Below are 25905 nucleotides of genomic sequence, written 5' to 3'. Positions count from 1 at the left end.
CCCGCCCACGCGCCTCCGCGCGATAACACAACCACCCGCCGCCGGGTAACCCGCACCCCCGATGCGATTTCCGATCCGCATCGGTAAATTCCCTCCGCATGACCGCCGCACAAGCAGACCTTGCACGTGCCCGCCCAGCCTCCTCCCGGGAATTCCCGGGAATTCCGGAAGGCCTCACGCTCGACATCCCGCGCGTCGACGACGGAGCCGCGATCTGGCGCATCGCCCGCGACTCGGGAACCCTGGACCTCAACTCCTCGTACAGCTACCTGCTGTGGTGCCGCGACTTCGCCGCCACCTCGGCCGTGGCCCGCCGCAGCGGCGACGGGGAGCCCGCGGGCTTCATCACCGGCTACATCCGCCCCGCCCGCCCCCGCACCCTCGTGGTCTGGCAGGTGGCCGTGGACCGCCCCCACCGCGGCCACGGCCTGGCCGCCGCGCTGCTGGACGGCCTCGTCGCCCGGGTGGCCCGCGAGACGGGCGGCCTCGACGGGATCGAGACCACCGTGACGCCCGGCAACACCGCCTCCAACCGCCTCTTCGCCTCCTTCGCCGAGCGGCACGGCGCCGCCGTCGAACGCGAAGTCCTCTTCCACGGCGGACTGTTCCCCGAGGACGGCCACGACCCCGAAGTGCTGCACCGCATCGGCCCCCTCGCGCACTGAAACGCGCGCAGCGCGCCGGCCCCGGCCCGGCGCTGCAACGACCGGACTCACCGCACGCACCGAACGCACTCACAGGAGCAGCTCATGACCATCACCCCGCCCGCCCTCAGCGTCTTCGAGACCCTGGAGTCGGAGGTCCGCAGCTACTGCCGCAGCTGGCCCGCGGTCTTCGACCGGGCCCAGGGCAGCCGGATGTACGACGAGGACGGCCACACGTACCTTGACTTCTTCGCCGGTGCCGGGGCGCTCAACTACGGCCACAACAACCCGGTCCTCAAACGCGCGCTGATCGACTACATCGAACGCGACGGCGTCACCCACGGCCTGGACATGGCGACCACCGCCAAGCGCGCGTTCCTGGAGGCCTTCCAGAACGTCGTGCTGCGCCCGCGCGACCTGCCGTACAAGGTGATGTTCCCCGGCCCGACGGGCACCAACGCCGTCGAGGCCGCGCTCAAGCTGGCCCGCAAGGTCAAGGGCCGCGAGGCGATCGTGTCCTTCACCAACGCCTTCCACGGCATGTCGCTCGGCTCGCTCGCCGTCACCGGCAACGCCTTCAAGCGGGCCGGCGCGGGCATCCCCCTCGTCCACGGCACGCCCATGCCCTTCGACCACTACCTCGACGACACGGTGCCGGACTTCCTCTGGTTCGAGCGGCTGCTCGCCGACCAGGGCTCGGGCCTGAACACCCCTGCCGCCGTCATCGTCGAGACGGTGCAGGGCGAGGGCGGCATCAACGTCGCCCGCCCCGAGTGGCTGCGCGGGCTCGCCGCGCTGTGCGAGCGGCACGACATGCTGCTGATCGTCGACGACATCCAGATGGGCTGCGGCCGCACCGGCTCCTTCTTCTCCTTCGAGGAGGCGGGCATCACCCCGGACATCGTGACCCTGTCCAAGTCCATCGGCGGCTACGGGCTGCCGATGTCGCTCACCCTCTTCCGCCCGGAGCTCGACGTGTGGGAGCCCGGCGAGCACAACGGCACCTTCCGCGGCAACAACCCGTCCTTCGTCACCGCCGCCGCGGCGCTCGACGCGTACTGGACCGACGGGCAGATGGAGAAGCAGACCCTCGCCCGCGGCGAGCAGGCCGAGGAGGCCCTGCGCGCCATCTGCGCCGAGCACCCCGGTCTAGGCGCGCGGTACCGGGGCCGTGGGCTCGTATGGGGACTGGAGTTCGCCGGCAAGACCCGTGCCTCGGCCATCTCCCGGCGGGCCTTCGAGCTCGGCCTGCTCGTGGAGACGTCCGGCCCGGAGGGCGAGGTCGTCAAGCTGCTGCCCGCGCTGACGATCTCGCCCGAGGAGCTGGACGAGGGGCTGAGGGTCCTCGCCCGCGCGGTCCGCGAAACGGCCTGAACGGCCTGACCGGCAAAGCCCCGCAGCCAGTACAGAACAGAGCAGAGCAGAACAGAAAGGCATTCACCATGATCGTCCGTTCCCTCCAGGACATCGAAGGCACCGACCGGCACGTCAAGGCCCGCAGCGGCACGTGGGAGAGCAAGCGGATCGTCCTCGCCAAGGAGCGGGTCGGGTTCTCCCTGCACGAGACCGTCCTCTACGCCGGGACCGAGACGTCCATGTGGTACGCCAACCACATCGAGGCCGTGCTGTGCGTGGAGGGCGAGGCCGAGCTCACCGACGACGAGACCGGCGAGAAGCACTGGATCTCGCCCGGCACGATGTACCTGCTCGACGGCCACGAGCGGCACACCCTGCGGCCGAAGACCGACTTCCGCTGCGTGTGCGTCTTCAACCCGCCGGTCACCGGGCGGGAGGACCACGACGAGAACGGCGTCTACCCGCTGCTGACGGAGGAGGGCTGAACCATGGCCGCGGTCACCGACCTCTACCCCACGCGCGGCACGCGCGAGGCCGCCGTTCCGCGGCGGGACCCGGTGGTGTGGCCCTCGGACTCCGGGGCCCCGGCTCCCGGGCCGATCGACGCGGCCGGCCTCGCGGGCTACGAGCACGACGGCTTCCTCACCGTGGACGAACTGATCACACCGGACGAAGTGGCCGCTCTGCGCGCCGAACTCGACCGGCTGATCGGTGACCCGGCGGTGCGGGCGGACGAGAGAGCGGTCGTCGAGCCGCACTCGCAGGACGTGCGGTCGGTGTTCGAGGTCCACCGGATCAGCGAGGTGTTCGCGGAGCTGGTGCGCGATCCGCGGGTGGTCGGCCGGGCCCGGCAGATCCTCGGCTCCGACGTCTACGTCCACCAGTCGCGGGTCAACGTCAAACCGGGCTTCGGGGCCTCCGGGTTCTACTGGCACTCGGACTTCGAGACGTGGCACGCGGAGGACGGGCTGCCGCGGATGCGGACGGTGTCGGTGTCGATCGCGCTGACGGAGAACCTCGCCACCAACGGCAGCCTGATGATCATGCCGGGGTCGCACCGGACGTTCCTGGGCTGCGCGGGGGTGACGCCGCGGGACAACTACAAGCGGTCCCTGCGGATGCAGGAAGCGGGCACGCCGTCGGACGCGGCCCTCACCGAGCTCGCGGGCCGGCACGGCATACGGCTCTTCACCGGGCCGGCCGGTTCGGCGACGTGGTTCGACTGCAACTGCATGCACGGTTCGGGCGACAACATCACGCCGTTCGCGCGGAGCAATGTGTTCATCGTCTTCAACAGCGTGGAAAACGCTGCGGGGGAGCCGTTCGCGGCCCCGGCCCGCCGCCCGGATTTCATCGGGGCGCGCGATGTCACTCCGGTGAGGTAGCACCCACTCCTCCCGCCGCGACGGCCCGGCACCCCCACCGGAGGTGCTCGGCGGTGCCGGGCCGGCCTCAAGCCCGTCGGGCACCGCCGAGCACCACCACCGTGGCCGGTCACCTCCGGCGGCGGAAAGGGATGGCCGGGCCTCACCCGCCCCTCCGCCGCCGGAGGCGCAACGCTCAGGACAACGCCGCCAGCGCAGCGTCCACGTCGGCGGCGCCGTTGTACACGTGGAACGCCACCCGTAGACGGCCCGCGCGGGTGCTTGCCCGTACGCTCGCCGCTGAGAGGCGCTCCGTTGCGGGGCCCAGGCCGGGGACGGAGACGATGGCGGAGCCGTCCGCCGGCACCGGGCGGTGGCCGAGGCGGGCGAGCCCCGCGCGGAAGCGGTCCGCGAGGGCGCGGTCGTGGGCCGCGATCCGCTCCGGGCCGAGCTCTTCGATGAGCCGGAGCCCGGCCAGGGCCCCGACGTACGCCAGGATGGCGGGGTTGTGGTCGTAGCGGCGCGCCGTGGAGGCGAGCGTGGTCACGGGCCCGTACGTGCTGTCCCAGGGGTCCTCCCCGGCCACCCACCCGGCGAAGACGGGGCTGAGGCCGCCGAGGTCTTCCGGCACGGTGAGGAAGGCCGTGCCGCGGGGCGCCATCAGCCACTTGTAGCCGACGCACACGGTGAAGTCGTAGGCGCCGGCGTCCGTCGGCAGCCACCCCGCGGACTGGCTGATGTCGACGAGCGTCCGGGCCCCGTACGCGCGGGCGGCCTCCCCGATCGCCCGGAGGTCGGCGATGCGCCCGTCCGCGGACTGCACGGCGCTGACCGCCACCAGGGCCGTCCCGGGCCGGACCTCCGCCGCGATCTTCTCCAAGGGAGCGGTCCGGACGTGCAAGCCGGGCCGGACGTGGAACGGATTGACCAGGGAGCTGAAGTCGCCCTCGGCGCACAGCACTTCCGCACCGTCCGGCAGCGACTGCGCGATGAGCCCGCAGAAGACCGCGGCGGATCCCCCCGTGGCGACTCTCCGCGCGGGCACGCCCACCAGCCGGGCGAAGGCGCCGCGGACGGCGTCCACCACCTGGAAGTGGTCCTCGCTGCCGGCCCGGCCCCGGGCGTGCGCGGTCGCGGCGTCGTGCATGGCGGTGACGGCCGGCTCGGGGATCAGCCCCGTGGCGGCCGTGTTCAAGTAGACGGTCCCGGGCGCGAACTGCTCGGGCGCGAGGCTTTCGATGCCCATGCCCACATTCATGATCATGCTCATCTCGTCCATGCACCCACTATGCGCGGCGATGATCGCGCCGTCCATGGACCCGAGGGTGGACGCAGGGTGGAGAAGCCGCTCCACCCTGCGGCGGAGGCAGTCCGCCGTTCAGGGCGACGCGCGGGCGCATCCGCGGCGGAACCCTGGTCTCATGACCAGTACGACGACGACCGTCCCGGACGATCACGCCACCAAGCGCCGCGCCCTCCGCGCGGTGACCATCGCCGCATGCCTGCCCTATCTCGGCCTCAAGGTCGCATGGGTGGCGGGGAGTCACATCGGCATCCCGGAGGGCAGCGCCCTGCGGGATGCCGACGCGGGGCTGGTCGTGGCGAACGCCGTGACCATCCTGATGGACGCCGCCGTGGTGGTGCTCGCCCTGCTGCTGACCCGCCCGTGGGGCAGGCGCGTACCGGCGTGGCTGCTGCTCCTGCCGATGTGGGGCGCGGTGGGGCTGCTGACGCCCATCATGTACGCGTTTCCGGCGCAGCTGCTGGTGCGGGCGCTGGGCGGTAGCAGCACGACGGTCGGCGGCAGCGGGCGGCCGTTCCTGGACGAGTGGGTGTTCGGGGTGGTCTACACGGGGTTCATCGTCCAAGGGCTGACCCTGGGCGCCTTGTTCGTGCTGTACGCCCGCGACCGCTGGGGCCACCTGTGGCAGGGCGTTGTCGGTGACCTGAAGGCTGCTTCCCCGGGCCGCGGACAGCGGGCCGCGCTGACTGCCGCGGCAGTGCTGGCCGTCGTGCCCGGTGGCGTGCACCTGCTGTGGACCTGCGGCTGGTCGGCGGGCCTGTCGCCGGAGATCGCCCAGGGGTACAGCAGCGCGTTCGCGGCCGGGGAGTCGGGCTACGTGCTGTACGCCGCCGCGACGGTCGCGGGCACCGTCCTGCTGCTCTCCGGCGCGAACAGGGGCAGCTGCCTGCCCTTGCGCGTGCCGCTGCTCCTCGCGGGCGTCGGCTCCGCCGCCTCGGCGGCATGGGGCGGCTGGCAGTTGCTCGCGACGCTGACGTCGCTGGCCGACGACGGCCGGGGGCCGACGGCCGCGATGGGGGTCACCTACGCTGTGCAGGTGATCACCGGTCTGCTGGTCCTCGCCGCGGGCGCGCGCTTCTTCGCCGCGCGCTCGGCGCGCATGTCTGCGGCGATCCCGGGGCGCACCGCCACGGACGTCCACGGGCGCACCGGCGCGGAGGCCCTCGCCTCGTGACAGCCCTTCTCCGGCGCGGCGCCCGCGCGTTGCTGGGCCGCCGCGCCCGCCTCCGCTGGGTGCACCTCCTGCTGGGCGGCGCGCTGCTCATGCCGTACTACCTGCTGGCGAGCACCCTGACCCTGGTCCTGGTCAGGCGCAGCAGGAACGTCCTGTTCCCTGACACCCTGGGAATGCAGCTCGGCGTCTTCGCGCTGGCGCTGGTGCCCGCGGCCGTGACCGCACTGGTGCCGTGGGTGCGGACCCTGGAGTCCATGGCGGCCCGGTCCCTGTGCGGGCTGCCCGAGGAGGCGCTCGCGACGGGCCCGGCCGAGTCGTGGGCCGCACGCGGGCGGACCGCCTTGTGGTACACCCTGCACCTGCTGGCCGGCGGCATCCTGAGCGGCATGTCGCTGGCCACGCCCCCGTTCGCGCTGATGCTGATCGCCCTGCCGGTCACCGGCGTCCCGGGCGGCGCGGACGCCCCGTACGGGCTCGGCGACTTGTCCCTGCCGTGGCAGTTGCTCATGCCGTTCGCCGGGCTGGCGGTGCTCGCCCTGCTCGCCGCGTTGTCCGCGGGCGCGGGGGCGCTGCTCGCGCGCTGCGCGCCCGTCCTGCTCGGGCCGACGGCCGCCGACCGGCTGGCCGCCGCCGAACAGCACGCCATGCGGCTGGCCCTGCGCAACCGGCTCGCGCGCGAACTCCACGACTCGGTGGGGCACGCCCTCAGCGCGGTGACGCTGCAGGCGAGCGCGGCGCGCAAGGTCCTCGACGCCGACCCGGAGTTCGCCCGGCAGGCGCTGGCCGCGATCGAGGAGACCACGCGCGAGGCGGTCGGCGAGCTGGACACCGTCCTGGGGCTGCTGCGCGAGGACGGCGCCGCCTCCGCCGCGCCCGCCCCGACCCTCGCCGACCTGAACGGGCTGCTGGAGCGCACCCGGGCCGCGGGCGGCACGGTCACCCTCGCCGCGCCGCCCGCCCTGGAGCGCGTACCGCCGGTCGTCTCCCGCGAGGCGTACCGGATCGTGCAGGAGGGGCTCACCAATGCCCTGCGGCACGCGGGCCGGGTGCCCGTCCTGCTGCGGATCACTGTGAACGACGAAGTCGTGGAGGTCGCCTTGGAGAATCCGGTCGGTCCCGACAGGGGCCGCGCACACTCACCCGCGCACCGCCGCACCGGCGGCGGCCGCGGTCTGACGGGCATAGCCGAACGCGCCCGGTTGCTGCGCGGCAGCAGCAGCGCGGGCGAACGGGACGGCGTGTGGCGGCTCGCCGTCCGCCTGCCGCTGGGCGGGGGTGCGGGCCGGTGACGGCGGCACCCCTGCGGATCGTGCTCGCCGACGACGAGCGCATGGTGCGGACGGCCCTGCGCGCCATCCTCGGCGCGGAGGACGACCTGGAGGTCGTCGGCGAGGCCACGAACGGCGCGGAGGCCGTCTCCGTCGTCCGCGAGCTGCGGCCGGACGTCGTGCTCATGGACGTGCGCATGCCCGACGTCGACGGGATCCGCGCCACGGAGCAGTTGCTGGGCGGCGGCATGGAGGACCCGCCGCGCGTCATCGTCGTCACCACGTTCGAGAACGACAGTTACGTGTACGACGCGCTGCGCGCCGGCGCCAGCGGCTTCCTGCTGAAGCGGGCGGGCGCGGACGAACTCGTCCAGGCCGTCCGGCTGGTGGCACGCAGCGACTCGCTGCTCTTCCCCGCCGCCGTGCGGGCGCTCGCGGCCGAGCACGCGGAGGCCCGCCGGGCGCGGGCGGCCGCGGGGCGGCTGCGCGCGCAGTTGTCGGACCGGGAGGCGGAGGTGCTGCGGCTGATGGCACGCGGCCTGTCGAACGCGGAAATCGCCACGGAGCTCGTCCTCGGCGCGGCGACGGTGAAGACCTACGTCGCGGGTGCCCTCTCCAAACTCGGCGTCCGCAACCGCACGCAGGCGGTCATCGCCGCGTACGAATGCGGTTTCGTCTCACCCCGCTGACGGCGGGGCGCGGGACGGCTTCCCGCCACGGTGGCACCCGGCGATGCCCGGTGTCCGCAGGCCGGCCGGCACCGCCGGACACCTCCGGTGGGGGGCCACGCGGCGCCGCGGCGGAGGGAAGGACCGGCGCCCAGGCAGTTCCTTCCGTCCCGCGGCGGAAGCAGCCGATGAGGCCGGCCCGGTGGGCGAGGAGGCCGCGCGGGGGTTCCCCGGACGGCGCTCGCCTGCGCGGCAGCCGGGGTCGGCATGGGTGTGCTTCCTGTGGTTCAGTGAGGCAGGTGCTGCTTCCGGTGGGTGAAGCCGGACGGGGCGCGTGGCTATTTCGTGACGATCGCCATCTCGCCCACGGAACAATCGGATTGGACAATTCCGCTCTTCAGGAGGTCCCGGCCATGCCCGCATCCCGCACCGTCCTCCTCACCGGCGCGGCCGGCCGCATCGGCACCCACCTGCGCACCCTGCTGCCCGCCCACGGCCACCGGCTGCGCCTCCTGGACATCCGGCCGGTGCCGGGCGAGCCGGATGCGGTCACCGCGGACCTGGCCGACCCGGCCGCCGCCGGCGGCGAGGCGCTGCGCAAGGCCCTCGACGGCGTGGACGCGGTCGTCCACCTGGCGGGCATCCCCGTGGAAGCGCCGTTCGCGGACATCCTGCGCGCCAACATCGAGGGCACGTACCGCCTTTACGAGGCCGTGCGGGAGGCGGGCGTGCGGCGCGTGGTGCTCGCCTCCAGCAACCACGCCGTCGGCTTCACGCCCCTGCCCGCCGAGGGCGGCCGGCCGCTGCCCGTGGAGACGCCGCACCGCCCCGACACCCTCTACGGCCTCTCCAAGTGCTTCGGCGAGGACCTCGCCTCCCTCTACCGGGACCGGCACGGCATCGAGACCGTCTCCCTGCGCATCGGCGCGTGCTTCCCGGAGCCGACGTCGGTGCGCATGCTGTCGGTCTGGCTGAGCCCCGGCGACTGCGCACGGCTCGTGCACGCCGCGCTCACGGCCGAGGGCGTCGGCCACACCGTCGCGTACGGCAGCTCCGCCAACACCCGGGCCTGGTGGGACCTGTCCTCGGCCCGCGCGCTGGGCTACGAGCCCCGGGACGACTCGGAGCCGTACGCGCCCGCCCTGCTCGCCGCGGCGGCGGGGACCGTGCAGGAGGGCGCCGGGCTCGTCGGCGGCGAGTTCTGCGGCGCCGAGCCGCCCCGCCGGCACCCTCACTGACCTGCGACGACAGCAGGGCAGCGAACTCCGTAACGGGATCGCATCAGGTGTTCGGTAATGGAACCGCAAAGAGCGGCCGCTCGTTACCCGGGGCATGACCGCTATGACACCCGGCTCGAACATCCCCCTCTCCGTCGCCCGCGTGACGGTGGACGTCACCGCCCCGGTGCGGCTCGACGTGTCGGGCCTGCTGCTCACCGCCGACGGCAAGGTGCGCTCCGACGACGACTTCGTCTTCTACAACCAGCCCTCCGGGCCGGGCGTGGCCCACCGCGCCGCGGCCGGCGGCGCGCCCGACGCCATCACGGTGGACACCGCCGCCGTCCCCGCCGCCATCGACAAGATCGTGGTGACCGCGAGCCCCGACGCCCAGGGCCAGACGTTCGCTGGCATCGAGCCCACCGCCACCGTGCGCAACGCGGACGACGGCTCGGTCCTGGCCACGTTCACGCCGCCCCGGCTGGGCTCCGAGACCGCGCTCGTCGTCGTGGAGGTCTACCGCCGGGCCGGTGCCTGGAAGGTGCGTGCGGTCGGCCAGGGTTACGCCGACGGCCTGGCGGGCATCGCCACCGACTTCGGCGTGAGCGTGGAGGAGCCCGCGGCGCCCGCCCCGGCCCCCGTCCAGCCGCCGGCCCCCGTCCAGCCGCCCGCCGCCGCCCCGCCGATGCCCGCGGCCGCGCCGCCCGTGCCCGCCGCGCCCCCGGCGCCGCCCGCCCCGGCCCCCGGCAGCGGGAAGATCAACCTGGACAAGGGCCGGGTCAGCCTGCAGAAGAACCAGACGGTGTCCCTGGTCAAGGGCGGCCGGCCGCTGACGCAGTCGGTGAAGATGGGCCTGGGCTGGGAGCCGGCCTGGGGCGGCCGGGCCATCGACCTGGACGCCTCCGTCATCGCCTACGGCCCCGACCGCAACATGATCGACGCCTGCTACTTCGGCAAGCTGCAGATCCTCAACGGCGCCGTCCAGCACTCCGGTGACAACCTCACCGGCGAGGGCTCCGGCGACGACGAGACGATCACCGTGCACATGGGCGGGCTCCCGCCGGAGGTGACCGGCCTGGTCTTCACCGTCAGCTCCTTCAACGGCCAGAAGTTCAGCGAGGTCGCCAAGGCCTACTGCCGCCTCCTCGACGCCCGCACCGGCGAGGAGCTGGTGCGCTTCGACCTCACCGGCGCCGAGCCCAAGACGGGCGTGCTGATGGCGAAGTTCGTCCGGCAGTACTCGGGCGAGTGGGAGATGACCGCCCTCGGCGAGTTCGTGAAGTCCCGCACCGTCCGTGACCTGGTCAAGCCGGCGGCGCAGGCGCTGTGAGCACCGGGGCTCCCGCCGCCGGCAGGCCCGCGATCCGGGCCAGCCGGCGGTAGGAGTCCAGCAGGGCCTCCCGGTCGTACGAGGAGGTGGTGACCAGCACCTCGTCGGCACCGCTGCGCTCCACCAGCGCGCCGAGCGCGGCGGCCACCTCGTCCTCCGTGCCGTGGACGTGCCCGCGCAGCCCCTCCTCGTACAGGCGGCGCTCCCGCTCGGTCATCGCCCGCGCCTCGGTCTCCTCCGCGGGCTCCAGGGGCGGGAAGACGCCGTGCGTACGGGAATGGGCCAGCGCCCACGCCTCGGGGACGAGCAGCCGGCGGGCCTCCTCGCGGCTGCCGGCGACGGCCACGTTTCCCGCCACCACGACGTACGGGCGCCGCCACCACGACGACGGCCGGAACGCCTCCCGGTAGCGTTCGACGGCGGCGAGCATCCGCTCCTCGCCGCTCAGGCCTCCGATCACCAGGGCCGCGCCCGCGGCGGCCGCCAGCTCCGCGCCCGCCTCGTTGGCCAGGACGAACGCGGGGATCCGCAGGCCCTCGGCCGGCCGGGCGTGCACCTCGGGGTGGGGCCGCGGGCCGTCCGTGAACCAGCCCTCCAGTTCGGCGAGCTGCCCGCCGAAGTCCCCCATGGCCTCCTTCTCCGTGCCCAGGGCCCGCCGGATGCCGTCCGTGAAGCCCACCGAGCGGCCCAGGCCCATGTCGATGCGGCCCGGGAAGAGGGACTCCAGCACCCCGAACTGCTCGGCCACCACCAGGGTGCGGTGGTTGGGCAGCATCACGCCGCCCGTGCCGACCCTGATCCGCGAGGTCGCGGCGGCGACCGCCGCGGCGAGCACGGTCGGGGCCGAGCCCGCCACGCCGGGCACGCCGTGGTGCTCCGAGACCCAGAAGCGGTGGTAGCCGAGCGCCTCGGCCTGCTGCGCGAACCGTACGGTGTCGCGCAGTGCCTCGGCCTGCGGGCGGCCCCGGCGGGTGCGGGAGCGGTCGAGTATCGAGAGGCGGATGGTCACCTCTGCTTCAACAAAGATGCCCATCCGTGATTCCCGCACGCTACTGGCGGCGCCAGGGGCCGGTGATCGCCAGCATGATGCCGGGCTCCTGGATGTTGGCGAAGAGCGTCCTGCCGTCCGGCGAGAAGGTGACGCCGGTGAACTCGCTGTACTCGGGCTTCTGTGCCGTACCGATGTTCAGCTCGTTGCGGGCGACGGGGTACGTACGGCCGTCGTCCAGAGCGCCGAAGAGGTGCTGCACGCCCTCGCCGTCCTCGGCGACGACCAGGCCGCCGTGCGGGGAGACCGTGATGTTGTCCGGGCCGTCGAAGGCGCCGTCCCGCTCCGGGTCCTTGTTGACGCCGAACCGCACCTTCAGCGTGAGCGTGCGGCGCCGCGGGTCGTAGAACCACACCTGGCCGTCGTGCTGCACGGGGCTCTCCTCGCGGGCGTACGACGACACGACGTACGCGCCGCCGTCGCCCCACCACATGCCCTCCAGCTTGCGGGCCCGCGTCACTCCGCCGTCCTTGAACTGCTTGCGGACGGAGACGGACGCCGCGTCGCGGTCCGGCACGTCCACCCAGTCCACGCCGTAGACCGTGCCGGGGCGGGTGGCGCGGGAGAGGTCGTCGACGAACCGGCCGCCGGAGTCGAAGCACTTGAAGGCCTGCAGCCGGCCCGCGTCGTCGGCGAGGGTGCGCAGCCGGCCGCGGCCGTGCCGGAAGCCGGCCGGCGGGGTCCAGCGGTAGAACAGGCCGTTGGGGCCCGCGGCGTCCTCGGTGAGGTAGAGGTGGCCGCGGGCCGGATCGGTGACGACCGCCTCGTGGGCGTACCGGCCGAGGGCCTTGACGGGCTTGGGGTCGCGGCCCGCGCGGCGGTCGTGCGGGTCGACCTCGAAGACGTAGCCGTGCGTCTTCGTCATGCCGTTCTGCCCGGCCTTGTCCTCGGTCTCCTCGCAGGTCAGCCACGTGCCCCAGGGGGTGGCGCCGCCGGCGCAGTTGGTGGACGTGCCCGCGATGCCGACCCACTCCGTGACGTGCGCGCCGTCGTGCGACACCTCGACGACGGTGCAGCCGCCGGACGCGGCGGGGTCGTAGACGAGCCCCTCCGTGAGCGGCACCGGGTACTTCCAGCCGGCCCGGGGGCCCTTGAGCTCGTGGTTGTTGACGAGCAGGGTGGTGCCGCGGGGGCCCTCGAAGGCGGCCGTGCCGTCGTGGTTGGAGGGGGTGGGCTCGCCCGACTCCAGCTTGGTGACGCCGGCCCGGGTCACGACGCGGTACGAGAAGCCGGCCGGCAGGGCGAGGAGGCCCTTCGGGTCCCGCACGAGGGGGCCGTAGCCCGGCGGGCGGGCGGGGCGGGGGCGTGCCCCGCGCTGCTCCGGCACGCTTCCGGCCAGCGCGCCGGGGGCACTGGCGAGGACGCCCACGCTGCCGGTCAGCGCCACCCCGGCGCCGGCGACGGCGGATCGTTTCGCGAAGTCTCTTCGGCTGAGGGTCATCTGCACTCCCGGGTCCGCTGGCTCACGCCTACGTTCCCGTTCCCCGAGGAATACGGTATGAACACCGCACAAAGCGCGAGAGGCGAGCACGGGGCGCACGGGGCGCGCTGCCGCGCGCCGGAACCCGGTCGGCCCGGCGCCCCCCGCAGGGGGGAACGGTGAAAGGGAGGGACCGGGGCCTCTCCTCCGCCGCAACGGCCGGCAACCACCGCGAACGCATCCGGCGGTGCCGTACCCGGCTCAGGCCGGCCGGGCACCGCCGGAATCCACCATCGTGGCCGATCGCCGTCGCGGCGGAAAAATCCCCGGCGCCCCGGCCCGAGAAGGGCCGGGCCACCGGGAAGGTCAGCCGCGCGAGCGGGCCTTGAACGCCGCCTTGCGGGCCTCCTTGGCCACCTTCTTCTCCGGGTGGAGGCGGCCCATCGCCTCCAGGACGTCCGCCGTCGCCGGGTGGTCCACCCGCCACGCCGCGTCGAAGAACCCGCTGTGCTGCCCGACGAGGCTCTCCACCAGCCCGCGCAGCTCGTCCGTGTCGCCGGACGCCGCCAGCTGGGCGGCGATCGTGTCGATGGTCAGCCAGAAGACCATGTCCTCGCCGGGCTCGGGCACGTCCGCCGCGCCGTGCTCGGCGAGCCACACGCGGGCGAGGCCGCCGAGCTCGCGGTCGTCGAGGACCTCGCGCACGGCGGGCTCGGCGCCGGCGCCGACGAGGGAGAGCGTCTGCTGGCAGGCGAGGCGGCGCGACGGCGCGTCCAGGTCGTCGCCGCGCCCGGCGGCGAGCAGCTCCGCCGCGGCCGCCGCGGGCGTGCGGCGGGCGAGCCACAGCTCGGCCTCCGCGCGGGCGGCCGTCTCCGGGTGGCCGGGCAGGGCGGCCAGGAGCGCGTCCGCGCCCTTGTCGGCGAGGTCGCCGACGGCGGGGGCGTCGACGCCCGCCTCCTGCATCCGGTCGCGGACGGCGAGGAGGCCGAGGGGGGTGAGGGAGACCATGCCGTAGCGGCTGACGTCCTCCTCCTCGGGGCTGTCGGAGGTGACGCCGTCGACGGACTCGCGGATGTGGCCCTCGCCGTCGACCTCCTCGATGAGGGACTCGTCGACGGGCCGGTACGCGATGATGCCGGTGGGCGCGAGCAGCCGGAACTGGTCGTCCAGGCGCATCATCGCGTCGGAGACCTCTTCGAGGATGTCGTCCGTGGGCTCGTCCATGTCGTCCGGCACGATCATGGACGCGGCGAGCGCCGGCAGCGGTACGGGGTGGTCCGCGTCGCTCTGCTCCAGCGCGGTGAGCAGGTAGAGGTTGCCGAGGACGCCGTCGAGGAAGTCGGCCTCGCCCTCGGGGTCCCAGTCGAGGGAGTCGAGGTCGAGGTCCTCGCCCTCGGCGATCCGGTCGGCGATCTCGCCGAGGTCGGGCGCGGCGGCGTCGGCGAGGACGCTCTCGAAGCCGGCGAGCCACAGTTCGAGGATGTCGGCGGGGCTGCCGGAGGTGAGCGTGGCGAGCTCCTCGCCGGCGACGGCGGTGCCGCGGGGCTCGTCCTCGCCCGCTTCGGGACCCTCGCCCTCGTCCTCCTCGTGCTCCTCGTGCTCCTCGTAGTCCACGAGCCCCGTGTCGAGCGCGTGCTGCCAGGCGTCCATGGCGTGCGCGGTGCCGTCTTCGTCGCCCCCGAGCCCGAGGAGCTCGGTCGCCTCGCGCAGCTGCTGCGCGAGCAGCTCGCCGCCGACCCCGACCGGGACGCCCTCCTCGCCGGCCCAGCGCGCGAGCTTCGCGGCGCGGGCGAGCAGCGGCGCGGTCAGCGCGTCGCGCGCGAGCTCCGCGTCGGAGGGGAGCCGCACCGGCGGCATGGTCGGACGCTCTCCGGACATCAGGGGGGTCTCTCCTCGTCGTGACATGCGTCGCGGCACGTGCGGTGACGTGCGGCGACGCGCGTGGTGACATGCGGTGTGGCATGCGGCGCCGCGGACGGGGCGCGGTGCCCAAGCGTAGACGGGATTTCCGCCCTGCCGCCCGGTTCGCCGAACCGTCGGCGGACATATGGCTGACGGTTACCCGCGGAACCTTGACAACTCCCCCGGGTGCGCAAGACATTGACGCGCGTAGAGATCGTCAGGATCGCGTCAACGACGATTCCTCCACGCCATACCCCCCTCGCATTCCTCACCGGAGGCCCTCGTGCCCACTCCCTCGCCCTCCCGCCGCGCCGCCCTGCGCAGACCCGCGGCCCTCGGTTCCCTCCTCGCCACCGCGCTCGCGGCCGGGCTGCTCGCCGCGCCGGAGGCGGCGAGCGCCGAGGGCCTGCGGATCCACGACATCCAGGGCACGACCCGCGTGTCGCCGCTCGCCGGCCGGCAGGTCTCGGACGTGCCGGGCGTCGTCACCGCCGTCCGCGCCTTCGGCTCGGCCCGCGGCTTCTGGATGCAGGACACGCACCCGGACCGCAACGACGCCACGAGCGAGGGCATCTTCGTCTTCACCGGCTCCACCACCCCGGACGCGGCCGTGGGCGACGCCGTGACCGTCTCCGGCACCGTCACCGAGTACTACCCGGGCGGCGAGGCGGCCGGCCTGCAGTCGGTCACGCAGCTCACCAGGGCCACGTGGCACGTCGCGTCCTCCGGCAACGCCCTCCCGGCCCCCGTCCGCCTCAGCGCGTCGCAGCTCCCGGACCGCTACGCGCCCGACGCGCACGGCGGCTCGATCGAGAAGCTGCAGCTGCGCCCGGGCACGTACGCCCTGGACCGCTTCGAGTCGCTGGAGGGCATGCGCGTCTCCGTGCAGAACGCCCCCGTCGTGGGCGCGACCAGCACGCACAAGGAGCTGTGGGTCACCGCCGAGCCCCGCCGCAACCGCACGGGCCGCGGCGGCACGCTCTACGGCGCGTACCGCGACCCGAACGCCGGCCGCGTCAAGGTGGCCTCGCTGATCCCGTTCGCCGAGCGCCCCTTCCCCGTCGCCAACGTCGGCGACGAGCTGTCCGGCACCACCGCCGGCCCGCTGGACTACGACAACTTCGGCGGCTACACCCTGCAGGCCACCGAGCTCGGCAAGCTCACCGACCGGGGCCTGAAGCGCGAGACCACGCGCAAGCAGCGCGGCGACGAGCTGGCGGTCGCCACGTACAACGTCGAGAACCTCTCCCCCAAGACGCCGCAGGCGAAGTTCGACCGGCTGGCGTCCGCGCTGGTCACCAACCTCGCCTCGCCGGACATCGTCGCCCTGGAGGAGGTCCAGGACGACAACGGCACCACCGACAACGGCGTGGTGGACGCGGGCCGGACGCTGAAGAAGCTCACGGACGCCATCAAGGCGGCGGGCGGCCCGGCCTACGAGTGGCGGCAGATCAACCCCGTCAACGACCAGGACGGCGGTCAGCCGGGCGGCAACATCCGGACCGCGTTCCTCTTCAACCCCGCCCGGGTGTCCTTCACCGACAAGCCCGGCGGTGACTCCACCACCGCGGTGAAGGCCGTCCGTGACGGCGGCAAGGCCGCGCTGTCCGCCTCCCCCGGCCGGGTCGACCCCGCCAACGCCGCGTGGGCGAACAGCCGCAAGCCGCTCGCGGGCCAGTTCACCTTCCGCGGTCAGCGGGTCTTCGTCGTCGCGAACCACTTCAACTCGAAGGGCGGCGACCAGGGCGTCGACAGCCGCTTCCAGCCGCCGGCCCGCTCCTCCGAGGTCCAGCGCACCCAGCAGGCCCAGCTCGTGAACGCGTTCGTCAAGCAGCTGCTGGCGGCCGACCGGAACGCGAACGTCATCGTCGCGGGCGACCTGAACGACTACCAGTTCTCGCCCGCGCTGAAGGCCCTCACCGCGGGCAAGGTCCTCACCGACCAGGTCGACCGGCTGCCGCGCGCCCAGCGCTACGGCTACGTCTACCAGGGCAACTCCCAGGTGCTGGACCACATCCTGACCAGCTCTCACGTACGCCGGGTGGACTACGACATCGTCCACGTCAACGCGGAGTTCGCCGACCAGGCGAGCGACCACGACCCGCAGGTGCTGCGCTGGAAGCCGTAACACTGCGGAATCCGTAGCACTGCTTACGGGTCACCCAGAGAACAATTAAATAGACCTGTACGGTCGGAGGGGCCGACAATCGCGTCCATGACGATCACTGCTCCCGCCAGCCCCTTCGGCCGTACCGTCTGCGCGATGGTCACCCCCTTCACCCCGGAGGGAGAGCTCGACCTCGACGGGGCGCAGGCCCTCGCCGGCCACCTCGTCGGGGAGGGCGGCTGCGACGGACTCGTCCTCAGCGGCACCACCGGCGAGTCGCCGACCACCAGCGACGCGGAGAAGAGCGCGCTCATCCGCGCCGTGGCCGAGGCCGTCGGCGACCGGGCCCGGATCACGGCGGGCATCGGCACGGCCGACACCCGGCACACCGTCGAGCTGGCCCGGTCCGCCGAGGCGGCGGGGGCGCACGGGGTGCTGGTCGTGCCCCCGTACTACAGCCGGCCGCCGCAGGAGGACATCGCCGAGCACTTCCTGACCGTGGCCGGCGCGACCGGCCTGCCGGTGATGCTCTACGACATCCCAGGCCGCACGGGCACCCGGATCGAGCCCGCCACCATGCTGCGGCTCGCCGAGCACCCGCGCATCGCCGGCGTCAAGGACTGCGCCTACGACATGCTGGGCAGCTCGAAGGTCATCGCCGCGACGGACCTCGCCTACTACTCGGGCTGCGAGGAGCTGAACCTTCCGCTGCGCTCGGTGGGAGGCGTCGGATACATCAGCACGGTCGCGAACGTCGCGGGCGGGGCGGTGGCGTCCGTGCTCGACGCGTACGACCGCGGCGACACCGCGGAAGCGGCCCGGCGGCACGCGCGGATGCTGCCCCTGACGGAGCTGATGATGGCGTCGGGCCTGCCGGGCACGGTGACGGCGAAGGCTCTACTCAACGCCCTCGGCCTGCCCGGCGGGCCGGTGCGGGCGCCGCTGCGGGCGGCGTCCCCGGAGCGCACGGAGGCGCTGCTGCAGGCGTACGAGGCCGCATCATCTCCCGGCCCGTCCGGCATTTGAGGACGCCGCGCGCGGCGCCGGGGCCCGGGGGCTTCGCCCCCGGGGACGGGAAAGGGGCGGGTCGAAGATCCTTCCCGCCCCGCCCACGTCAGTTGTGGCTGTGCAGGATCTCGTTCAGGCCGCCCCAGGTGCTCTTGTACGGACGAGCCTCGACCGCGCCGGAGGTGGAGTTGCGGCGGAAGAGGATGTTGTCCGCGCCGGAGAGCTCCAGCGCCTTGACGACCTGGCCGTCCGGCAGGGTGACGCGGGTGCCCGCGGTCACGTACAGGCCGGCCTCGACCACGCACTCGTCGCCGAGGGCGATGCCGATGCCCGACTCGGCGCCCAGCAGGCAGCGCTCGCCGATGGAGATGATCTGCTTGCCGCCGCCGGAGAGGGTGCCCATGGTGGAGGCGCCGCCGCCGATGTCGGAACCGTCGCCCACGACGACGCCCGCGCTGATGCGGCCCTCGACCATCGAGGTGCCCAGCGTGCCGGCGTTGAAGTTGACGAAGCCCTCGTGCATGACGGTGGTGCCGGCGGCCAGGTGGGCGCCCAGGCGGACGCGGTCGGCGTCGGCGATGCGCACGCCGGACGGGGCGACGTAGTCCGTCATCCGGGGGAACTTGTCGATGCTGGTCACCTGCAGGTGCAGGCCCTCGGCGCGGGCGTTCAGGCGCACCGTCTCGACCTGGTCGACGGCGACGGGGCCGAGGGAGGTCCAGGCGACGTTGGCGAGCAGGCCGAAGATGCCGTCCAGGCTCTGGCCGTGCGGCTTCACCAGGCGGTGCGAGAGCAGGTGCAGGCGCAGGTAGGCGTCGTGGGCGTCGAGCGGCTTGTCGTCCAGCGAGGCGATGACCGTACGGACGGCCACGACCTCGACGCCCCGGCGCGGGTCCGGGCCGACGGCCTTGAGGGCGTTCTCGCCGAGCAGCTCGGCGGCGCGCTCGGCGCTCAGGCGCTCGGTGCCGGCCGGGCCGGCGTCCCCGGTGAGCTCCGGGGCGGGGAACCAGGTGTCGAGGACGGTCCCGTCCGGGGTGATCGTGGCGAGGCCGGCGGCGACGGCGCCGGTGGTACGGGGGGCAACAGCATCGGTCATGCTCGAAAACCTAACCGGCCGGGGCCTCTCAAGGCGAACCGGTGATCGTGACGCCCTTGTCCCGGCCCGGACGGTCCCTGCCGGTCAGCGGGCGGGGAAGGCCGGAGGGCAGCACCGGCCGCCACGCGGGGCGCCGGTCAGCGGGCAGCACCGGCCACCACGCGGGGCCGCCGGTCAGCGGGCCGGCCCGCCCGTCACCGCGGCCAGCGCCCGGACCGCCTCGTCCCGGTCGAAGGCCCGCCCGGTGAGCAGGTGCTGCAGCAGCATGCCGTCGATCAGCGCGACGAGCGCGCGGGCGGTCGTCTCGTCCGCGGTGCGGCGGCGCAGGACCGTGACCATCTCGTCGACGCACTCCGCGGCGATGGGCCGCACGGCCGGGCGGCGCAGCGCGGCGAGGTAGAGCTCGTACTCCAGCTCCAGGCGCCGGCGGTCCCCCGTGAGCGACTCGCCGACGAGCCGGGCCAGCTCCTCGGCCAAGGGCAGGGCGGGATCGACGGCGCGCTCCCAGGCGGCGAGGCCGTCGAGCCATTCCCGCGCGGTGCGGCGCAGCGCCTCCACGAGCAGCTCGTCGAGGGTCGCGAAGTGGTACGTGGTGGAGCCGAGCGGCACGTCGGCGGCGGCGGCCACGGCGCGGTGGCTGAGGGCGTCGATGCCGCGGTCGGCGACGACGCGGATGGCGGCGTCGATGATGCGGTCGCGGCGCTCGGGGTCGTAGCGGCGGGCCATCAGTGGGACGTCCCGCCCAGGTTGAGGACGACGACTCCGGCGATCACCAGCAGGACGCCGCCGATGCGCGCCGCGGTGACGGCTTCGCCGAGGAAGAGCATGCCGATGGCGGCCACGACGGCGGTGCCGGCGCCCGACCAGATGGCGTAGGCCGTTCCGACGTTCATGGTCTTGAGGGTCTGCGCGAGCAGGACGAAGGCCACGAGGTACCCCGCGACCGTGCCGACGGAGGGCCACAGCTTGCTGAAGCCTTCGCTGAGCTTCATGGCGGTGGTGGCCAGGATCTCGGCGAGGATCGCCCCCGCAAGGGTCACGTACACCATGCGTACGAGTGTACACATCGATGCGTACGGGCGTACGCATCGATGTCCGGCACGGGCGTCTAGGACACGAGGGACCGCTTGGGGGTCAGCACGCAGAACTCGTTGCCCTCGGGGTCGGCGAGGACGCGCCAGGGGTCGTCCGGGCTCTGCCCCACGTCCGCCGGGCGGGCGCCGAGCGCGGTGACGCGGGCGACCTCGGCGTCGAAGTCGTCGGGGTTGAGGTCGATGTGCAGCCGGTTCTTGAGGGTCTTGCCCTCCGCCACGGGCACGAAGGTGATGCCGGGGGTCGCGGACTCGTCAACGCCGATGACGATTTCCGCGTCATCCTCGTAGAGCACCTTCCAGTCGAGGACCCCGCACCAGAACCGCGCCTGCGCGCGGAGGTCGTGTGCGTCGATGACGAGGGTGTAGAGCGAAGAAGCCATGGCCACAGTTTCGCCGAGCGACTCCGAGGAATCCCGACGATGCATCAGATGTCCGCCGAATCACAGCCCCATCTGCGCACCTTCATGGGCTGGCCGCCGGCCGGCCCCGTCTGGGGCCCGTACACCGCCGCGGTGCGCGAGGACGTCGCCGCCGTCGCCCGCGTGATCGCGGAGTACGAGCCGGTGGTGCTGCTCGCCGGGCCTCAGGACGCGGCGGCGGCGCGGAAGGCGTGCGGCGGGGGCGTAGAGGTCGTGGAGGTGCCCGTCGACGACCTGTGGCTGCGGGACTCCGGGCCCGTCTTCGTGACCGGCCCGGACGGCCCCGCCGGGATCGACTTCGGCTTCAACGGCTGGGGCGGCAAGCAGGCCCACCCGAGGGACGCCCTGGTGGCCCGCCGGGTGCTGGAGGCCTTCGGCGTGCCGCGCGTCGCGGCGCCGCTCGTCGCGGAGGGCGGTTCGCTGGAGACCGATGGCGAGGGCACGCTGCTGGTCACCGAGAGCTCGCTGGTGAACGACAACCGCAACCCGGGCCGGACCCGCGACGAGATCGAACGCGCGCTCGCGGACCTGCTCGGCGTCAGCAAGGTGATCTGGCTGGAGGGCGTCCGCGGCGAGGACGTCACCGACTGCCACGTCGACGCCCTGGCCCGCTTCGCCGCCCCCGGCACCGTCCTGCTCAGCAGCCCGCCGCCGGGGGCGAAGCCGGACGTCTGGACGCGCGTGTACGAGCAGGCGCGCGCCACCCTGGAGGCGTCCACCGACGCCCGCGGCCGGCCCCTGGAGATCGTGGAGCTGCCCGAGCCGGACCCGGCCGCCCTCGGCCGGCGCGGCGAGGACTTCCTCGGCTGCTACGCCAACTACTACGTGGCGAACGGCGCCGTGATCGTCCCCCGCTTCGGCGACCGCCGCGCCGACGAACGCGCCGCGTCGCTCCTGGCCGACGTCCACCCGGGGCGCGCCGTCCGCACGGTCGAGATCCACGACCTGGCCGAGGGCGGCGGCGGCATCCACTGCGCCACACAGCAGCAGCCCGCCGCCTGACCGGGGGTCAGGCGGCGGGCTGCTGCGCCGTCGTACGAAGTACGGCTCAGACGTTGAAGCCGAGCGCGCGGAGCTGCTCGCGGCCCTCGTCGGTGATCTTGTCGGGGCCCCACGGCGGCATCCAGACCCAGTTGATCCGGAGCTCGTTGACGATGCCCTCCGTGCAGGACTTCGCCTGGTCCTCGATGACGTCGGTCAGCGGGCAGGCCGCGGACGTCAGGGTCATGTCGAGGGTGGCGATGTTGGCGTCGTCGATGTGGATGCCGTAGATCAGGCCGAGATTGACGACGTCGATGCCCAGCTCGGGGTCGACCACGTCGTAGAGGGCCTCGCGGACCTCCTCCTCGGTGGCCGGCTTGGTGGTCATCTCTGCGTTGTCGGTCATGCGGTCTTCCTCTCAGCGCCCTCGCCCAGTGCCTGGGCGGTCGCGTCCTTCCACGCCATCCAGCTCAGCAGAGCACACTTCACGCGCGCCGGGTACTTGGAGACGCCGGCGAACGCGACCGCGTCCTCCAGCACCTCCTCCATCGCGTCGTCCGGCTCGATGCGGCCCTTGGACTGCATCAGCTCCAGGAAGGTCTCCTGGATCTTCCGGGCCTGCTCCAGCTCCTTGCCGACGAGCAGCTCATTGAGGACGGAGGCGCTGGCCTGGCTGATGGAGCAGCCCTGGCCCTCGTACGAGACGTCCTCGATGGTGTCGCCGGTCATGCGCACCCGCAGCGTGATCTCGTCGCCGCAGGTCGGGTTGACGTGGTGCACCTCGGCGTCGCCGTCCCGCAAGCCCCGCCCGTGCGGGTGCTTGTAGTGGTCCAGGATGACGTCCTGGTACATCGAATCCAGCTTCACAAGATCCCCGCTCTACCCGAAGAAGTTCCGGACGTGCTCCAGACCCGCGACCAGGGCGTCGACCTCACCGGGGGTGGAGTACAGGTAGAACGACGCCCGCGTGGTCGCGGGAATTCCGTACCGGAGGCAGACGGGCCGCGCGCAGTGGTGGCCCACCCGGACGGCGATGCCCTGCTCGTCGAGGACCTGGCCCACGTCGTGCGGGTGGATGTCGCCGAGCGTGAAGGAGATCGTGGCGCCGCGGTCCTCGGCCGTGGTGGGGCCGATGATGCGCAGGTCCGGCACCTCCTGGAGGCGGCGGACGGCGTACTGCGTGATCGCGTGCTCGTGCCGGGCGATGTTCTCCATGCCGATCGCCGAGAGGTAGTCCACCGCGGCGCCGAGGCCGACGGCCTGGGCGATCGGGGGCGTACCGGCCTCGAACTTGTGCGGCGCGGGGGCGTAGGTGGAGGAGTGCATCGAGACGGTCTCGATCATCTCGCCGCCGCCGAGGAACGGCGGGAGGTCCTCCAGCAGCTCCTGGCGGCCCCACAGGACGCCGATGCCGGTCGGGCCGCACATCTTGTGGCCGGTGAAGGCCACGAAGTCGGCCTGGAGGGCCTGGACGTCCAGCACCATGTGCGGGGCGGCCTGGGAGGCGTCGATGACGACGAGCGCACCGACCTCCTGGGCGCGCCGGACGATGGTCTCGACGGGGTTGATGGTGCCCATGATGTTGGAGACCAGCACGAACGAGACGACCTTGGTCTTCTCGGTGATGATCTCGTCGATGTTGGACAGGTCGAGGCGGCCGTCGTCGGTGAGGCCGAACCACTTCAGCTTCGCGCCGGTGCGCTGCGAGAGCAGCTGCCACGGGACGATGTTGGAGTGGTGCTCCATCTCCGTGATGACGATCTCGGTGTCGTGGTCGACCCGGTAGGGCTCGTCCGCCCAGCCGAGCATGTTGGCCACGAGGTTGAGGGACTCCGAGGCGTTCTTGGTGAAGATGACCTCGTCGCGGCTGGGGGCGTTGATGAAGGCGGCGACCTTGTCGCGCGCGCCCTCGTACAGCGCCGTGGCCTCCTCGGCGATGGTGTAGACGCCGCGGTGGACGTTGGCGTTGTGCCGCTCGTAGTACTCGTTGAGCGCGTCGAGCACCTGGCGCGGCTTCTGGGAGGTGGCCGCGGAGTCCAGGTAGACGATCTTCTTACCGTCGTGGACCGTACGGTCCAGGATGGGGAAGTCCTTGCGAATCGCCTCGGTGTCGAGGAGGCCCGGCAGTATGGTCACGCGGTTACGCCACCCTTCGTCTGGTAGGCCTCGTAGCCCTCGGACTCCAGCTTGTCGGCGAGCTCGGCGCCGCCGGACTCGACGATGCGACCGCCGGAGAAGACGTGCACGAAGTCGGGCTTGATGTAGCGCAGGATGCGCGTGTAGTGCGTGATCAGCAGGGTGCCGACCTCACCGGTCTCGCGGACGCGGTTGACGCCCTCGGAGACCTGGCGCAGGGCGTCGACGTCCAGGCCGGAGTCGGTCTCGTCCAGGATCGCGATCTTCGGCTTGAGGAGCTCCAGCTGGAGGATCTCGTGGCGCTTCTTCTCACCGCCGGAGAAGCCCTCGTTGACGTTGCGCTCGGCGAAGGCGGGGTCCATGTTGAGGCGCTCCATGGCCCCCTTGACCTCCTTCACCCAGGTGCGCAGCTTGGGGGCCTCGCCGCGGATGGCGGTGGCGGAGGTCCGCAGGAAGTTGGAGACCGAGACGCCGGGCACCTCGACCGGGTACTGCATGGCGAGGAAGACGCCGGCGCGGGCGCGCTCGTCGACGGACATCTCCAGGACGTCCTCGCCGTCGAGGGTGACGGTGCCGCCGGTGATCGTGTACTTGGGGTGACCCGCCAGCGAGTACGCCAGGGTCGACTTGCCGGAGCCGTTGGGGCCCATGATGGCGTGGGTCTCGCCCTGCTTCACGGTCAGGTCGACGCCCTTGAGGATCTCGCGCGGGCCGTTCTCGGCTTCGACGGAGACGTGCAGGTCGTGGATCTCAAGCGTTGCCATGGGGAACTCAGGACTCCTGGGTGACGGAGACGAGCACGTCGTCCCCTTCGATCTTGACGGGGTATACGGGGACGGGACGCGTGGCGGGCAGGCCGGAGGGCTTGCCGGTGCGCAGGTCGAAGCTGGAGCCGTGCAGCCAGCACTCGATGGCGCAGTCCTCCACCTCGCCCTCGGAGAGCGACACGTTCGCGTGGGAGCAGATGTCGTTGATGGCGAAGACCTCGCCCTCGGTGCGGACGAGGGAGACGGGGACGCCGTCGATCTCGATCCGCTTGGGGGTGTCCTCCTCCAGGTCGCTCAGCGCGGCCACTCGGACGAAAAGGGTCTCGCTCATGCCACCGACGCCTCCAGCTCGGCCTCGATCTTGGCGATGAGGCGCTCCTCGAGCTCCGGGATGCCGATCTGCTGGACGAGCTCGGCGAAGAAGCCGCGGACGACCAGGCGGCGGGCCTCGTCGGCCGGGATGCCGCGCGCCATCAGGTAGAACAGCTGCTCGTCGTCGAAGCGGCCGGTCGCCGAGGCGTGGCCGGCGCCGACGATCTCACCGGTCTCGATCTCCAGGTTGGGCACGGAGTCGACGCGGGCCCCGTCGGTGAGGACGAGGTTGCGGTTGAGCTCGTAGGTGTCGGTGCCCTCGGCCTCCGCGCGGATGAGGACGTCGCCGATCCAGACCGCGTGGGCGTCCTGGCCCTGCAGCGCGCCCTTGTAGGCGACGTTGCTGCGGCAGTGCGGGGTGTCGTGATCGACGAAGAGGCGGTGCTCCTGGTGCTGGCCCTTGTCGGTGAAGTACAGGCCGTAGAGCTCGGCCTCGCCGCCGGGGGCGCCGTAGACGACCCGCGGGTGGAGGCGGACCAGGTCGCCGCCGAAGGTGACGACGACGGACTTGAAGGAGGCGTCGCGGCCGATCAGCGCGGTGTGCTGGGCGGCGTGCACCGCGGTGGCGTCCCAGTCCTGGATGGAGACGACGGTGAGCTTGGCGCCGTCGCCGATGAGGAACTCGACGTTGGCGGCGAGCGTGGTGTCGCCGGTGTGGTCGAGGACGACGACGGCCTCGGCGAAGGCGCCGACCTCGATCACCTGGTGGCCGAAGGCCACGCCGCCCTCGCCGTGCACGGAGATCGTGACGGGCTCGGTGAGGACCGCGTCCTTGGGGATCGAGACGACCGAGGCCTTCTCGAAGGAGCTGTAGGCCTGGGCGGCGACGCGGTCGACCGGCTTGCCGGCCCGGCCGAGGCGGGCGTCGTCGCGGCCGACGGTCTCGACGGTGACGCCCGCGGGGGCGCTCACCTCGACCTTGACGCCGCCGTCCACGCCCTTGCCTGCGGCCGTGCCGTCGTGCAGACCGCGCAGGCGCTCCAGCGGGGTGAACCGCCACTCCTCCTCGCGGCCGTGCGGCACGGGGAAGTCCGCCACGTCGTACGAGGCGGGGGCGCTCACGCGCGCGTCGATGGGCTGCTGCGGCCCGCCCACCTGGATGGCGCCGTCGGTCGTGCTGCCGGCGGGGGTGTTGTCAGCCATGGCTGTCGTCGTGCTCTCTTCCTGTCACAAAGGGTTCGCTGCTGCGGCCGGGGGCGTCCGTGCCCCTCCCCCGCCTCCGGGGCGGGGG

The 25905-nt window shown here is 73.0% G+C and carries 26 protein-coding genes; 12 read left to right on the top strand and 14 right to left on the bottom strand.

Going from position 1 to position 25905, the window contains the following annotated elements; translation table 11 throughout:
• Positions 1–98: 98 nt before the first annotated feature.
• The 4 genes from ectA to thpD all read left to right on the top strand — a co-directional run bounded on the left by ectA (position 99) and on the right by thpD (position 3385).
• Positions 99–665: a diaminobutyrate acetyltransferase gene (gene ectA, locus IF61_RS0113795; RefSeq protein WP_030366650.1), complete on the top strand. Its 567-nt coding sequence runs from the start codon at positions 99–101 to the stop codon at positions 663–665.
• Positions 666–749: 84 nt separating this feature from the next.
• Complete coding sequence (gene ectB, locus IF61_RS0113790) at positions 750–2018, top strand: diaminobutyrate--2-oxoglutarate transaminase (protein ID WP_030366649.1); 1269 nt, start codon at positions 750–752, stop codon at positions 2016–2018.
• A gap of 68 nt (positions 2019–2086) precedes the next feature.
• The gene (locus IF61_RS0113785) at positions 2087–2485 is read left to right on the top strand and encodes an ectoine synthase (protein ID WP_030366648.1); all 399 of its coding nucleotides are present in this window, start codon (positions 2087–2089) and stop codon (positions 2483–2485) included.
• 3 nt (positions 2486–2488) lie between these two features.
• On the top strand, positions 2489–3385 hold the full coding sequence (gene thpD / locus IF61_RS0113780; RefSeq protein WP_030366647.1) for an ectoine hydroxylase: 897 nt from the start codon (positions 2489–2491) through the stop codon (positions 3383–3385).
• A 175-nt stretch (positions 3386–3560) separates the two neighbouring features.
• On the opposite strand, the gene IF61_RS0113775 is transcribed toward thpD, so the two are convergent.
• A complete protein-coding gene (locus IF61_RS0113775) occupies positions 3561–4679 on the bottom strand; it encodes an aminotransferase class V-fold PLP-dependent enzyme (RefSeq protein WP_078660193.1) in 1119 nt (372 codons plus the stop codon).
• Positions 4680–4785: 106 nt separating this feature from the next.
• Here IF61_RS0113775 and IF61_RS36550 point away from each other — a divergent pair, with 106 nt between their 5' ends.
• The 5 genes from IF61_RS36550 to IF61_RS0113750 all read left to right on the top strand — a co-directional run bounded on the left by IF61_RS36550 (position 4786) and on the right by IF61_RS0113750 (position 10324).
• On the top strand, positions 4786–5841 hold the full coding sequence (locus IF61_RS36550; protein WP_052392679.1) for a hypothetical protein: 1056 nt from the start codon (positions 4786–4788) through the stop codon (positions 5839–5841).
• 89 nt (positions 5842–5930) lie between these two features.
• Positions 5931–7130: a sensor histidine kinase gene (locus IF61_RS0113765; protein ID WP_078660200.1), complete on the top strand. Its 1200-nt coding sequence runs from the start codon at positions 5931–5933 to the stop codon at positions 7128–7130.
• Complete coding sequence (locus IF61_RS0113760) at positions 7127–7798, top strand: response regulator transcription factor (RefSeq protein WP_030366643.1); 672 nt, start codon at positions 7127–7129, stop codon at positions 7796–7798. The genes IF61_RS0113765 and IF61_RS0113760 overlap by 4 nt, the downstream gene beginning before the upstream one ends.
• Before the next feature lie 392 nt (positions 7799–8190).
• Complete coding sequence (locus tag IF61_RS0113755; RefSeq protein WP_030366642.1) at positions 8191–9015, top strand: NAD-dependent epimerase/dehydratase family protein; 825 nt, start codon at positions 8191–8193, stop codon at positions 9013–9015.
• Between the two features lie 103 nt (positions 9016–9118).
• Positions 9119–10324: a TerD family protein gene (locus IF61_RS0113750; protein WP_030366641.1), complete on the top strand. Its 1206-nt coding sequence runs from the start codon at positions 9119–9121 to the stop codon at positions 10322–10324.
• On the opposite strand, the gene IF61_RS0113745 is transcribed toward IF61_RS0113750, so the two are convergent.
• The 3 genes from IF61_RS0113745 to IF61_RS0113735 form a co-directional block, all read right to left on the bottom strand.
• A complete protein-coding gene (locus IF61_RS0113745; RefSeq protein WP_043189070.1) occupies positions 10299–11357 on the bottom strand; it encodes an MsnO8 family LLM class oxidoreductase in 1059 nt (352 codons plus the stop codon). The genes IF61_RS0113750 and IF61_RS0113745 overlap by 26 nt on opposite strands.
• A gap of 16 nt (positions 11358–11373) precedes the next feature.
• A complete protein-coding gene (locus tag IF61_RS0113740) occupies positions 11374–12813 on the bottom strand; it encodes an alkaline phosphatase PhoX (RefSeq protein WP_030366639.1) in 1440 nt (479 codons plus the stop codon).
• Between the two features lie 345 nt (positions 12814–13158).
• The gene (locus IF61_RS0113735) at positions 13159–14670 is read right to left on the bottom strand and encodes a hypothetical protein (RefSeq protein WP_030366638.1); all 1512 of its coding nucleotides are present in this window, start codon (positions 14668–14670) and stop codon (positions 13159–13161) included.
• Positions 14671–14977: 307 nt separating this feature from the next.
• On the opposite strand from IF61_RS0113735, the gene IF61_RS0113730 reads away from it, so the two are divergent.
• Together IF61_RS0113730 and dapA are read left to right on the top strand one after the other, a co-directional pair.
• Entirely contained in the window at positions 14978–16822 is a 1845-nt protein-coding gene (locus IF61_RS0113730; protein ID WP_078660191.1) for an endonuclease/exonuclease/phosphatase family protein, read from the top strand.
• Positions 16823–16909: 87 nt separating this feature from the next.
• Positions 16910–17827 carry a 4-hydroxy-tetrahydrodipicolinate synthase gene (gene dapA / locus IF61_RS0113725; RefSeq protein ID WP_030366636.1) on the top strand — a complete coding sequence of 306 codons (918 nt, stop codon included), beginning with the start codon at positions 16910–16912 and terminating at the stop codon, positions 17825–17827.
• Between the two features lie 88 nt (positions 17828–17915).
• On the opposite strand, the gene dapD is transcribed toward dapA, so the two are convergent.
• The 4 genes from dapD to IF61_RS0113705 all read right to left on the bottom strand — a co-directional run bounded on the left by dapD (position 17916) and on the right by IF61_RS0113705 (position 20379).
• A complete protein-coding gene (gene dapD / locus IF61_RS0113720) occupies positions 17916–18905 on the bottom strand; it encodes a 2,3,4,5-tetrahydropyridine-2,6-dicarboxylate N-succinyltransferase (RefSeq protein ID WP_030366635.1) in 990 nt (329 codons plus the stop codon).
• Between the two features lie 174 nt (positions 18906–19079).
• Positions 19080–19631 (bottom strand): TetR/AcrR family transcriptional regulator, encoded by a 552-nt coding sequence (locus tag IF61_RS0113715; protein ID WP_030366634.1) that lies wholly within the window; start codon positions 19629–19631, stop codon positions 19080–19082.
• Complete coding sequence (locus IF61_RS0113710; protein WP_030366633.1) at positions 19631–19954, bottom strand: DMT family transporter; 324 nt, start codon at positions 19952–19954, stop codon at positions 19631–19633. The genes IF61_RS0113715 and IF61_RS0113710 overlap by 1 nt, the downstream gene beginning before the upstream one ends.
• Before the next feature lie 59 nt (positions 19955–20013).
• Positions 20014–20379: a VOC family protein gene (locus IF61_RS0113705; RefSeq protein WP_030366632.1), complete on the bottom strand. Its 366-nt coding sequence runs from the start codon at positions 20377–20379 to the stop codon at positions 20014–20016.
• Positions 20380–20427: 48 nt separating this feature from the next.
• Between IF61_RS0113705 and IF61_RS0113700 the strand changes: the two genes are divergently transcribed.
• The gene (locus tag IF61_RS0113700) at positions 20428–21420 is read left to right on the top strand and encodes an agmatine deiminase family protein (protein WP_245684503.1); all 993 of its coding nucleotides are present in this window, start codon (positions 20428–20430) and stop codon (positions 21418–21420) included.
• 46 nt (positions 21421–21466) lie between these two features.
• Here IF61_RS0113700 and IF61_RS0113695 read toward each other — a convergent pair whose 3' ends face one another.
• The 6 genes from IF61_RS0113695 to sufD are packed head-to-tail and all read right to left on the bottom strand — an operon-like array spanning position 21467 to position 25817.
• Positions 21467–21805: a metal-sulfur cluster assembly factor gene (locus IF61_RS0113695; protein ID WP_030366630.1), complete on the bottom strand. Its 339-nt coding sequence runs from the start codon at positions 21803–21805 to the stop codon at positions 21467–21469.
• Positions 21802–22266, bottom strand: coding sequence for a Fe-S cluster assembly sulfur transfer protein SufU (gene sufU / locus IF61_RS0113690; RefSeq protein WP_030366629.1), 465 nt, complete (start codon positions 22264–22266; stop codon positions 21802–21804). Before sufU ends, IF61_RS0113695 begins: the two co-directional genes overlap by 4 nt.
• 12 nt (positions 22267–22278) lie before the next feature.
• Entirely contained in the window at positions 22279–23535 is a 1257-nt protein-coding gene (locus IF61_RS0113685; protein ID WP_030366628.1) for a cysteine desulfurase, read from the bottom strand.
• The gene (sufC, locus tag IF61_RS0113680; protein ID WP_030366627.1) at positions 23532–24299 is read right to left on the bottom strand and encodes a Fe-S cluster assembly ATPase SufC; all 768 of its coding nucleotides are present in this window, start codon (positions 24297–24299) and stop codon (positions 23532–23534) included. The genes IF61_RS0113685 and sufC overlap by 4 nt, the downstream gene beginning before the upstream one ends.
• Before the next feature lie 7 nt (positions 24300–24306).
• Entirely contained in the window at positions 24307–24633 is a 327-nt protein-coding gene (locus tag IF61_RS0113675) for a non-heme iron oxygenase ferredoxin subunit (RefSeq protein ID WP_030366626.1), read from the bottom strand.
• A complete protein-coding gene (gene sufD, locus IF61_RS0113670) occupies positions 24630–25817 on the bottom strand; it encodes a Fe-S cluster assembly protein SufD (RefSeq protein ID WP_030366625.1) in 1188 nt (395 codons plus the stop codon). Before sufD ends, IF61_RS0113675 begins: the two co-directional genes overlap by 4 nt.
• Positions 25818–25905 lie beyond the last annotated feature (88 nt).

It is taken from the genome of Streptomyces roseoverticillatus (assembly GCF_000719265.1).
In the GTDB taxonomy this organism is placed as follows: Bacteria; Actinomycetota; Actinomycetes; order Streptomycetales; family Streptomycetaceae; genus Streptomyces; species Streptomyces roseoverticillatus.
The sequence above is the reverse complement of the archived record's forward strand: the minus strand, read 5'-3'. Positions and strand labels throughout refer to the sequence as shown.